The sequence below is a fragment of the Terrimonas sp. genome, from assembly GCF_003075435.1.
Taxonomy (GTDB): Bacteria; Bacteroidota; Bacteroidia; order Chitinophagales; family Chitinophagaceae; genus Agriterribacter.
On the sequence record NZ_QCZJ01000002.1, the window covers coordinates 451,322 to 462,984 of the forward strand.

Annotated in this window: 13 protein-coding genes and 1 pseudogene; 2 read left to right on the forward strand and 12 right to left on the reverse strand. The window is 38.2% G+C overall.

What is annotated here, in order from left to right; genetic code table 11:
* Positions 1-21: 21 nt before the first annotated feature.
* Positions 22-420, forward strand: coding sequence for a hypothetical protein (locus DC498_RS04565; protein WP_116872938.1), 399 nt, complete (start codon positions 22-24; stop codon positions 418-420).
* A gap of 9 nt (positions 421-429) precedes the next feature.
* Here the strand turns inward: DC498_RS04565 and DC498_RS04570 are convergent, their stop codons facing one another.
* The 8 genes from DC498_RS04570 to DC498_RS04600 all read right to left on the reverse strand — a co-directional run bounded on the left by DC498_RS04570 (position 430) and on the right by DC498_RS04600 (position 6,322).
* Positions 430-801, reverse strand: coding sequence for a helix-turn-helix domain-containing protein (locus DC498_RS04570; protein ID WP_116872939.1), 372 nt, complete (start codon positions 799-801; stop codon positions 430-432).
* A 423-nt stretch (positions 802-1,224) separates the two neighbouring features.
* Positions 1,225-1,773, reverse strand: a complete 549-nt coding sequence (locus DC498_RS04575; RefSeq protein ID WP_116872940.1) for an REP-associated tyrosine transposase — start codon at positions 1,771-1,773, stop codon at positions 1,225-1,227.
* A gap of 187 nt (positions 1,774-1,960) precedes the next feature.
* A complete protein-coding gene (locus DC498_RS26090; protein WP_165813749.1) occupies positions 1,961-2,122 on the reverse strand; it encodes a hypothetical protein in 162 nt (53 codons plus the stop codon).
* A gap of 30 nt (positions 2,123-2,152) precedes the next feature.
* The gene (locus tag DC498_RS04580) at positions 2,153-2,845 is read right to left on the reverse strand and encodes a hypothetical protein (protein WP_116872941.1); all 693 of its coding nucleotides are present in this window, start codon (positions 2,843-2,845) and stop codon (positions 2,153-2,155) included.
* Complete coding sequence (locus DC498_RS04585) at positions 2,835-4,385, reverse strand: RHS repeat-associated core domain-containing protein (RefSeq protein WP_206197526.1); 1,551 nt, start codon at positions 4,383-4,385, stop codon at positions 2,835-2,837. Before DC498_RS04585 ends, DC498_RS04580 begins: the two co-directional genes overlap by 11 nt.
* Positions 4,386-4,759: 374 nt before the next feature.
* Positions 4,760-5,389, reverse strand: a complete 630-nt coding sequence (locus DC498_RS04590) for a hypothetical protein (protein WP_116872942.1) — start codon at positions 5,387-5,389, stop codon at positions 4,760-4,762.
* Entirely contained in the window at positions 5,386-5,820 is a 435-nt protein-coding gene (locus tag DC498_RS04595; RefSeq protein ID WP_116872943.1) for a hypothetical protein, read from the reverse strand. Before DC498_RS04595 ends, DC498_RS04590 begins: the two co-directional genes overlap by 4 nt.
* On the reverse strand, positions 5,807-6,322 hold the full coding sequence (locus DC498_RS04600) for a hypothetical protein (protein WP_116872944.1): 516 nt from the start codon (positions 6,320-6,322) through the stop codon (positions 5,807-5,809). Before DC498_RS04600 ends, DC498_RS04595 begins: the two co-directional genes overlap by 14 nt.
* A 43-nt stretch (positions 6,323-6,365) precedes the next feature.
* On the opposite strand from DC498_RS04600, the gene DC498_RS04605 reads away from it, so the two are divergent.
* A complete protein-coding gene (locus tag DC498_RS04605) occupies positions 6,366-6,704 on the forward strand; it encodes a helix-turn-helix domain-containing protein (protein WP_116872945.1) in 339 nt (112 codons plus the stop codon).
* 156 nt (positions 6,705-6,860) lie between these two features.
* Here the strand turns inward: DC498_RS04605 and DC498_RS04610 are convergent, their stop codons facing one another.
* From DC498_RS04610 to DC498_RS04625, 4 genes and pseudogenes are all read right to left on the reverse strand, one after another.
* Complete coding sequence (locus DC498_RS04610) at positions 6,861-7,607, reverse strand: hypothetical protein (RefSeq protein ID WP_116872946.1); 747 nt, start codon at positions 7,605-7,607, stop codon at positions 6,861-6,863.
* 11 nt (positions 7,608-7,618) lie between these two features.
* The gene (locus DC498_RS04615; RefSeq protein WP_165813751.1) at positions 7,619-9,277 is read right to left on the reverse strand and encodes an RHS repeat-associated core domain-containing protein; all 1,659 of its coding nucleotides are present in this window, start codon (positions 9,275-9,277) and stop codon (positions 7,619-7,621) included.
* Between the two features lie 509 nt (positions 9,278-9,786).
* Entirely contained in the window at positions 9,787-10,536 is a 750-nt protein-coding gene (locus tag DC498_RS04620; protein WP_116872948.1) for a hypothetical protein, read from the reverse strand.
* A gap of 4 nt (positions 10,537-10,540) precedes the next feature.
* Positions 10,541-11,539: pseudogene (locus DC498_RS04625) on the reverse strand (RHS repeat-associated core domain-containing protein); the annotation flags it as partial.
* Between the last annotated feature and the right edge of the window lie 124 nt (positions 11,540-11,663).

Sequence of the window (11,663 nt, forward strand, 5' to 3'; positions counted from 1 at the left end):
TTACATTAATGAATTAATCGCATGAATATTGGCTCCAAATTGTATGCATTCCGAATTTATCATAACAAAGAATGTCCTGAAGTGGCAATTAAACTTGGAATATCCCTGGATATATATATTGCATTGGAATCTGGCTCAAAAATTCTTAATCAGGAAATAGCGGAAAATCTTTCGAAAATATACAATGTTCCCCGCGAAATATTTTATGAAAATAATATAAGGGAAGGAAGAGATTTTAGATTCATTAACAGCCCCTTCAATGGTAGTAATGGCTATGTTCATAATCTTTATCAGCAAGACATACGATTGGTCAATCTTATTCTCGAATCTAAAAATGAGACTATAAAATTATTGAAGGAAGAGATATTCCGGTTGCAAACAGAAAATCAATTATTGTTCGAAAGATTATTGCCGAAGTAATTTCTCCATTTAATGCTTATTGCCTAAAGCTTTAATCAGCTCAATATTTTGTTGGCGAAGATACGCTATCTCTTCTTTCAGGCTTTCGACCTCTGAAATTGAAGATTGACGATAATCATTCTCCAATTGATGTAAGTATCCGTTATTAGAGTTTTCAAACTTTGGCTCGTGAAAGGAAATTGTTGGAACAACCTCTGATAATAAATCTTCCAGATCAACACTATAGAAGTCGGATAACTTTTGAGCCTGTTCCACGGTAAGGCTCTTGGGCTGTCTCTCAATACGGCTATATGTATTTTGGCTAATGCCTAAAACATCTGCAATCTGCTCCTGCGTATATCCTTTTACTTCTCTTAATATTTTAAGTGTAGTAGCTGCCATGGTATTTTAATTGTTGCGGGATAAAGATATAAAAAAACGGATACGCTATCCCTGGTAAAATACCATTACAATAAAAAATGACCCGGTAAGACTATCCGGGCGTTGCTAAGCCGGGGAGGCCCATGCATTTCAACATCAGCCGCACACAGAACCGGACGTGCGCTTTCGGTTCTCCGCAAGGGTCTTAACTCATAGCCTTTTGTGCGTAAGCTGGACTCTGCGAGGCAGTATCATCGTCTCTGTTTCGTCAAATCTACATCCTCTTTACATAGCAGTAGTTTTAATTACAACCCTTGATGCCCCGCCTACCGCAGAGTCCTGCCAACTCACATTGCCCTGAGGAGAGACTCGCGGAGAATCCGCGCCATCAGGCGCAAGGTTGCAAATACTCAGGAACCAAGCGTCTCGCTTGTGTCGCCTGCACTACACGATATAGCACAGCTCAATCAACCCTTTTCCTCCATAAAAATCTCTTGCACTGCTATAAAGATAATCCTCTGCTTTCTCTACAAACCCTGCTTCTACAGCGTTCATATGAATGTATTCAAGTTTTTGATAAAACATTTCGTTATTTAATATTTCCAATGGCTTATTATGCTGCTGCCATAATTGCCAGTCATTATTATTCCCATTCATCATTCCCGCTCGTTTCATCATCCACATCATCCATTCTCTACGACTTTCGCCGGGATGTTGCGTTATAGCTTTCCTTAAACTTCTCGATGTATAGCTCTTCATCTCACCTACTATTTTATCCAATCCTCTGCCTTTACTACCTACAATCATGTGTACATGGCTTGTCATTATGCACCATCCATATATTTCTAAATCCTTTTCACGCTGACAAAACCGCCAGCTTTCCAGCATTATCTCCTTATACTCATTCCGGATAAATAAATCAATCCAATATACTACCGCAAAACTGATAAAATAAAGCTTATCATTATCGCCAAACTTATATTTGCGACTCATGATTAAATATAAAAATTATTAATCAGCTTCTAAATTTAATTGCAGGGCATCAGGTATTAACGTCACAAGCGGGACGCTTGCGCCTGCTACCCGAGCATTTTTAACATGCTTTATTGCATTAGTTCATATGCTTGCGCCATCTGGTGACTGCTACCTGAGTATTTTTAACAGGCTTTATTGCATTAGCTTATATGCTTGCGCCATCTGGTGGATCATACATTCTTGCTCCATAGTCTAACCATTCAAGTCCACTGCCATCACTAAACTCTTTCCGCTGCTCTTCCTTACCATTGTACTTGAACTTGTTTTCACTGATGCCGTTTAGTGCCTTCGATGATATCCCCGCCATAGTAAGTCCGAACGGATAATAATGCGTTTTTTAATTATGTCTATTTAAAAAAAGAAAGCTGGCTCGATGAGAAGAAGGGAGCCGCATTCCCTTTTTTGATACCAGAACATGCACATTATCGAATATACGATAGTTAAAAAGTGAATCAAAATTCTCGATACTTAGCTTTACTTCATTGTTTCTTCTATCCTTTAAAATATATTTTTGTGTTTCCAGGCTATCCAAAAAGCGGCCCGGTATTCTCTCATCTGCCTTTATTCGAATAAATAAACTCGCTGTTCGGTCTGGCACTTTCAAGCCATCAATGGAATCGCATCTCCTTTTAACAAAAAAAGTATCATTTATAAAAACAGAACATGTATAGAACCCTCTTTCACTTTTTGGTATATCGGTATTAATAGTCAGATGCTTTCCTTCAGCCAATGAAACATCATGTTCCTCATCTCCTTTAATAGGGATAGAGCGATCTTTAATATAGCTATTTAACACAATTGTTGAATTCCCTAATAACTCCCATCTTCCTTCTGCATGTTCTCTTGAAAATTCAAACTTGTACCGATATAAAAAAGTAGAATCACCATTCAATATTATTGTCGTATAGCTATTATTACCTGAATATGTACCAGATATCTTATTAGTAGGTGAACAGCCAACAAGAAACCATACAATAATTAATATACTAGCGAAAATCCAGTTGCTTATTCTAATATTATTATTGGCCATCTAGATATTTCTTTATTGTTTTTGGATCTCGGACACCTTTCAAAAGTATTTCAGCATATATAAATCTATTATACTTGTTTATGCCTAATACCCAATTTCTGTTAATGTCTGATAAACTTTGCGCATTTCTCGGATAAGAGGGTACATTATTTTGAACACTCGCAGGATCGAAAGCAAACTGTCTGCGATAAGCAGCAACCTCAGAGCTTAAAAGATGTTCACCTCCTCTATACTGCATATTGCCTTTACCTTCGCCCTTAATATCACCAGTATGAACTTGCCACCCATGTGTTGTCTCATGAATAGCATTGGCATCACCTACAACCTCCATAACAATTACTCCATTCTCCTTATAAGTGTCGCCTTGATCTCCACTTATTTCTTTGAAAGTAAATTCTTGAGACACATCATCGCTTCCCATTTGAGTAAGGGTGCTTGATGCAGCATCTAATTCACCTATTGTTTCTGTAATTGATGAAACTTCATTTGTGGCATTTTTTAATTGCCGTTCTAATTTAGCCGATGATCCTTTCTCTGCAATCTGGCCTTTCAACTTTTCTACCCGCTTGTTAGCCCTATCCAAATTCCTTGACTCATCTTCCCTTCTACTTTTAATCCCGTTTTGTAATCGATTTGCTATTTCGCCGTCGTTTTTTGGATCTTTCCACCGCATTCCGTCAGGATCAATAAACCTTATTGGATTATTTGCAGCATATGTATATGGGCTCCACTTCCTGTTCATGTCAGCCAACGGATCAATAGCATGCCACCTCCCAATCTGTGCATCATACATCCTTGCCCCATAGTCTAACCACTCTAAGCCGGAGCCATCTGAGAACTCCTTTCTCTGTTCTTCCTTTCCATTGTATTTATACTTGTTTTCAGCAATTCCGTTTAAAGCCTTCGTCGATATCCCCGCCATAGTAAGCCCGAACGGATAATAATGCGTCTCTTCCAGTATCGCTCCCCTGGTATGGATCACCTGCAAATTATCAAAGAACACATCAACGGGACTTTCGTTGCTCACGTAAATATACACATATCCGTTCTTGGGTGCTGTTTTATTTGTCAGGTCGGAGTGGGTTTTAACAACACTGTTCGTGCCTACTTTACTGAACCCGCTTTCCGCTACCTTAAACTGCTCATCAAAAAAGATATAGTTGATATAGGCTTTGGGTACTGTTGGCGCTCCTGCAGCATCAGTGGTCTGGTTGCCGAGCAATGTAGTAATGCCTGATGTTACATCGCTGATGCCATTGAGCTGCGAGGACGTTATACCTCCATGTGCAGCAGCCGCTGCTCCTCCGGTTGGACCGCCCAATAAACCGGTAAGGATGTCCAGCACCGGTAGGGCTTTATTGGCTGAAGTACCACCTGTATTGCTGGTAAAATAATAGCTCTTGCCAAAGATATCTATCCTGTCACCTGCCATTACTTTTAGGGTAATGCCAAGCCCGGTCACACCTTCAGTGGCAGTGGCTTTCAGTTTATATAATTTGCTGCCGTTGGTGTTGATTATAGATTTGTGCCTTGACCTCACCAACAACGATTTTGTACTAAGTTTTTATATTAACACCTCTCAATCCCTGTTGTTGGTGTTTGTCAACGCACTTTGCCAGCCACCAACACACAACAATGGCGATTGAGAACACCAACAACTCTGAAAAATGAAAAGAGACGGATATACCATCCATCTCTTTTATAACCTATCCTTACAGGCTTTTATTGATCTTCAATTATTTAACTGTTCAAAATTATCCCATCACTAACTCTGGAACATTACCGAACATTACCCTTTTATCTATGTGGGAGACGTGGCGGCGAAGGAATATCGTCCGTAGTCGCAGACATACAGACGGCAGCTTATTATTTTTTATAGAACTCTACGGATATCTGATGTAACACATTATCCTCTTAATGTGCTATAATATTTTCAACGAATGTTTTATATTTTTCACGACTTAATGTATCTCTAATATTTAAATATTTGTTTGCTTTTTCATAATTTAAAGGAATTACATAAATCAAATTTAGACTTGTCTTTTCATAAATCTCTGAGGGAAAGAAGTCATTACAGTCATCTTTTTTTGTTTTTGAATCATTGATTTCTCGATTGAATTGCGTCACATATACAGGTATTATTTGCGACCTTTTCTGACTCTTACAAACTTGAAATTGGATATTATCAAGTTCAGGTTCGTTCTCAATAAAATTCAACCAACTAAAGTAATCATAAGATGTTCCACTAATTGGCGAAAACCATTGAGACTTTAAAATATCTTGCTTAATTATAACAGAATCAATTTGCTTATTTGATATATACTTAAACATTGTTTTTTCATCTACGCAATAAAAATCATGCTGGCTCTTATTTTTAATAACGAACCCATAAAAAGATTTATACTTTTCCAACAAAGTACTATCGCTGCCACTTTCCATAGTATCGTGCATGGAAGCTGTTTTCATTAAATTTTTCTTTTTAGTTGGCTTATTACAATACTGTAAAAAGAAAATAGACACAAATAACAAAAAGTAATTTCTCATTTGTCGTTTGGATTTTTGATAGTTGCTTTGTCAACTCTTTTATTACTCATGTAAAATATCGTTTGATTCATTTCAACCTTCTTTTTGCTTCTCAATTTTACTATCTTACCATCCAAATTTATAAAAACAGTATCAACCAATTGTTTATCTATTTTCTGTTCTATTCCCTTTATGCTCCCTAACGTAACACTCTTTTTATCAGCATTCAAAATCCAAACTCCCTTTGAGTATTTTAAAGCAGGTCCTCCTTCGCTATATTCAAATGTAGAGTCTTTATAAAGTATTAATTTGCTTGGAGAAAAAAGGTGACTTTGTGATGCCTCCAATTCCTTCCCATATAGACTTGTGAGTATCTTTAATTTATTATTACAAGAATACGCCAGTAAAACCACTGCCAAGAAAAGCAGCTTTCTTTTTCTAATGTGATACATAATTACTAAAGGTTGTTGATTTTACATCTATATATCGTTTAATACCATCATTGCCCAAGTTGGGAATATAAATTATACCAGATGTCAACCGATGAGCGACATTTATTGTATGTAAAGTGGAGTTTTGATTCAATGACATTGAAGGCAATGTCTTATATGCCGTATTCAATCCCCGGATATAACTGTCTGTTATATTAGAAAGCGAACTTACTCCGGTGGATTTTGAATTAATGACAAACTGCCTTCTATACGCACTGATTTCATCAGTCATATCATGTAGAAACCCTCTATCAACTCCTGTAGTTCTATTGAAATCTGTTTCGCCTTTTTCAAATTGGTACGCATGTGTTGCTTCATGTGCGAACCCTGCAATCCCGTAAGATTGCGAAATATTTATGTCAATTGCTTTAGTTTGAGTATTATAACTTGTAAAACCGTCTGCCCCCGATGCAGGTGCAAGCGTCTCGCTTGTGCCGTTTATACAATCAAGCCCTTTTGCCATAAAAATCTCTTGCGCTGCTGTAGTAAATAATTTCTAAAAGTAATTGAAACTTGAATTTATCGGCACAAGCGGGACGCTTGCGCCTGCTACCCGAGCATTTTTAACATGCTTTATTGCATTAGTTCATATGCTTGCGCCATCTGGTGAAGCTATACCGGCTGCAGATATTTTAAACCGTATCGCTAAAGCTTTGGATGTTACGGTTGATTATTTACTGAACGGTACGCTGCAGGATAAAAGCGCCGATGCTATTAACGATGAAGAACTGCTTTCTCAATTCAGAAAAATTGAACAACTCCCGGCAGAAAAAAAGAAACTCGTTAAAGAGTTCCTTGATGCCTTTATCTTTAGAAGTGATTTGCAGAAGCAATTGGCATCATAAAATATAAAAGCCCGGCAACGCCGGGCTGTTTTTATAGTATTACTTTGCTAACTCATGTCACATCACAAGCGGGACGATTGCGACTGCTTGTGTCCTTCGGACTACTATCTTCTATACAACTTTCACGGCACACCTTGCGCTAGACCGAAGACCGAGTCACATTATGTTTAACAACTTTAATCTGTCGCTTATTGTTGTATTATATTCAAATGCTTTTACGTAATTTTTACAATCTTCAATACTGTTGTATAATGGTTTATATTCAACTGACACACCACTAGTAATATTAAATACATAAAATATTTCCCTGTTGATATCAGATAATACAAAATTATCACTGTCTACCCAATAGTAGTTTTTAAAAAAAAGAAAGAAAACCAACAAATCAGGCTGACCTTTTAAAAACAGAATATTTCTAATTAATTCATTCTTTTTACTTAAAATTTGAACATGATAATTTGCAAATGATGGATGTAAATCACAGAAAAAATACGCCTTCAACTTCCTATCTGGAGATAATAATGTTTTACCGTAAATAAACCAAGATTTATAATTTTCGTTTGCTATATCCGCAAATATATTATTGATCTCATCAAAATTCCAGCCATTAGAATCCCACAATTTTGTCAAACATTTATAGATAGCTGCATATACTTCTTTGATTATATTTTCTTCTCTCAAAAAAGGTATTATTTCACATGAGATGCCACATATTATTCTTGCTGTTTTGATATCATTCCAATCAATATCAATGCCATCATGCGTACAATCAAAAATAACATCCACTCTTCTATACTTTGAGTATTTTAAGTTTACAACCCTTTTGGCCACATTATACTGTATGTGTTTAATTAGTAAAGAGTTGCCTTGATCTTCATTAATCTTTAAAAAAAACTCTTTCAATTTATTTTGTTTTAAGGATGCGGTAATATTTGTTCAGGCGGAGGACTCCCATTCATTGCAGCATATCTCGATACGAGAAGTTGTTCATACATATGAGCTGTTGCTTTATTTGGCAAAGTCATTAAAGTCACCTGTCTGATAACTAAAGTTGGGTACTTTTTTCTCAATACTTCACCTAATGCCCCACCTAGTTGTCCATCCGGTCTTCTATTTCCAACTCCTCCATAAGTATCATATGCAGTACTCGCAACTCCATACTTTAATGTCTGCCATTTCAAGGTAAAAATATCATACCCACCTAGCTCATATACTTTAGTAGGAGTTCCAGGATTATAGGGAACTGGTGTTGCAATTGGAAGTGCAACAGGAGGTTCTATCACAGTCGGACCAGGTATTGCTGTATTATCACCGTTTGCAAATAAATTAGGAAAAACTATAGGTGTACCCCCTCGATTATTTATCATCATATCGAGAGTAATAACTCCTAACGCCGCAATGCCTATCCATGGGTTTCGAGTTGTAGCGGTGAGAGTTAAGGCCTCCGCAGAAATAGAATTATTATCCCTTCCGTTTGTATTTGTTGTAGTAGGTGCACTCGTAGGCGCATACGCAGGAATAATATTAGGTTTCGGTAAATTATTGGAATATCGTACTATAGGTTTTTCTGGTTGTTTCCTACCAACAACAACAACTTCAGGTAAAGTAATTGTATCAGATCCCGCTAATAAACCTAATGGGTCATTAAATAATATAGGATTATTAAAACTAAACGTATAAGGGCTCCAACTATCAACTATATCCGCTAACAAATCCACCTGATGGAACCTTCCGATTTGCGCATCATACATTCTAAATGTTGCATCATATAGCTCCAACCCGCTACCATCAGAAAACTCTTTATTCTGTAGTTCATTCCCACCATTAAATCTATACTTATTTTCTATCGCGTTGTTTAAAGCCTTCGATGATATTCCGGCCATAGTCAAACCGAACGGATAATAATGCGTCTCTTCCAGTATCGCTCCCCTGGTATGGATCACCTGCAAATTATCAAAGAACACATCAACCTGGCTCTGGTTGCTCACGTAAATATACACATATCCGTTCTTGGGAGCTGTTTTATTCTGTACCTGGTGAGGCTTAACAGCACCATTGTCTCCTACTGCATCAAAACCATATCCCACACTTTTAAACTGCTCATCAAAAAAGATGTAGTTGATGAATGCTCTTGGTTTGGAGGAACTGTTGGGGACTTCACCTAACTGGTCTGCAAACAGTGAACCGATACCATCTGTTGTATTGGTAAACCCGTTAAGCTGTGCAGCCGTTACTCCTCCATGGGCTGCGGCTGCATTACCGCCTGTCGGACCACCCAGCGGTCCTGCAAGTATGCTTAACGTGGTAATGTCTTTGTTATTGGTACCGCCATTAGTAACATTGGTAAAATAATAGCTCCTGCCGAATATATCTATCCTGTCGCCTGCCATTACCTTAAGGGTTATGCCAAGCCCGGTCTCTCCTGCCGCGGAAGTAGCCTTAAGCTTGTACAACTTTTCGCTGTTGGCTGTGGTATTGCTGTTGGGATTGTTGTTTACCGGGGGATTGCCATTTTGGTTCTCCGCAGTTTCAACTCCGAGCCTTTTGTGCGTGGGCTGGACTCTGCGAGGCATACTCATCGTTTCTCTTACGTTTAGCTTACATCTTTTATATACCGCAGCAGTTTTAACTACAATCTTTGATTCTCCGCCTACCGCAGCGTCGCCTGCCAACACTAAGGCTATTCACGGGCAGACACGGCGGAGAACTCCCACTCTGCGGGGAACAAAAAAAACAATTGCAGCAGATGGCTTCTTGATTTTATCGCTGCACTATAATACAAAAACCCGGCACTACACCGGGCTTGTTTTTTACTGCATTATTATCGTCACAGTCCCTTGCTTACCACATTACCCGCCACACGAGGAGACTGTGCCGCGAAGAAAAGCATCTACTATAGTGTGAGTTCTGCCAATGCTCTTGGCTTGGAAGAGAAACGCTGCGAAGAGTTAATGATAATACATTTGTTTACGCCGAGTCCCTTGCAGGAGACTCGGCGGAGAAGGAAAGAGCAACACCAGCAACAGAGGGCTACACCAGTATCGGGAGGAACTGGTTTGGAACTACTTTAATTGTTTTTTCATTATAGGCCTAAAAGTTTAAGTCGTTCATTTGGCGGGATATCAAATCGAAATGCCTTTAATATGTTTTCACATTCTTCGACTGAATTTGAAGATGGATTTATGACAACGCTAAAATCAGAACTTGTCACATTAAATTGATATAACATCTCGTTTTTTAAATCTGAAATCACAAAGGTTTCCTCGGAAATCCAGTGTCGTCTTTGAAAATAGTCGAAAAATAATGAAGGATCAGAAATCCCTTTTAGAAAAAATATCTTTTGGAAAAGCATATTATCTTTCTTATGAAACACGACATAATAATTTGTGTAGACTGGAAATAATTCGCAGTACAATTCTGCTTTGAAGTTGCGACTTGGTGACATTATGTATTTGCCATAATACAAAGTGCTCTCATATTCGCTTTCCTCGATTGCCTTAAAAATTTCTACCAGATCTAAAATTGGCCAACTCCTTTTTTGCCAGATAGCTATAAAAACTTCTTTTAATCGGCTGTAAAGATATTCCAATTCTGACTTTGTAGATAGATTTGAAATACTGCTTGGGTCTATTTCACAATATACAATTATGGATCTTTTATCTTCCCACTCAATATGCAAGTGTTTTCCTTGAGAACCCAACAATACTTCAATTTTTGCATAATCAATATATCGAAGTTGTGCTAGTCTCTTCTGAAGATTGTATTTAATCGGGGGAGTTCCTTCACATTTATGTAAAGGACTTTCTAATATTAAATTTAATTGTCTCAGCATCTTTTTATCTTATTGAATTCCCATATGGTAAACCTTGTTCTGGAGGAGCTAAATTGGGTGGTCGCAAATTCATCATTTTAAACCTGTAGACCAAATTATTTTCTAAAGCAAGGGCTTCTGCCTTAGTTGGAAGAACAGCCAACGTAAATTGTCTGATAAGCATCGTTGGGTATTTACTTCTCAACGCCTCCCCGAGTTGGCCTCCGAGCTGGCCATCAGGACGTCTATTCCCTAATCCATCATAAGTATTATATAATGTACTTGCCACACCATATTTCAGGGTAATCCATTTCATGGTTGCGATATCAAATCCACCAATTTCATAAACTTTTGTTGGATCTAATGGTGGTGATGGTAGCGCCGTAGTTGGATTAGCTGGAGTTGTCAAGGGGCCAATAACAACCGGCCCTCTTACATAAGTATTGTCTCCTCGAAAATTTGTAGGTAAATCAAACCCTGTAGGTTGATTTACGAGTCGATCGATGGCGATTGCACCCACAAGAGCAACGGCTCCTATTGTTGCTGCAGTTGTTGCGGACATCCCTTGCAACGTTGCTGCTCCGGCCGTAGCTAACACAGCACCGGAACCATTGCTTGATGGATTACTTGGTTGACCAATAGGTGCTATAAAAGTTGGCTGGGGCGTTAAAGGGTATGAATAATTATTGACCGGTTTCTGAGGTTGCGATCTCCCATTAATAACTATTTCGGGAAGTGTTATTGTATCAGAGCCAGCTAACAATCCCAAAGGATCATTAAACAATATGGGATTATTGAAGCTAAACGCATAAGGGCTCCAACCATCTATAATATCCGCCAAGGGATCAATTTGATGGAACCTCCCAATCTGCGCATCAAACTGTCTGAATACAGCATCATATAGTTCCAACCCACTGCCATCACTAAACTCCTTGCTTTGTAACTCATTTCCGCCATTGAACTTATACTTATTTTCTACTAACCCGTTCAATGCCTTCGAACTTATCCCCGCCATAGTAAGTCCGAACGGATAATAATTACCATCCCCATTTTGATGCTTTTACAAAAACTTCCCCAACGCCCAGGCATCAACTCAAAGAACTACGTTACAGCCCTAAAAATAACGGTTTTTTCTTTTCAATTGAAAA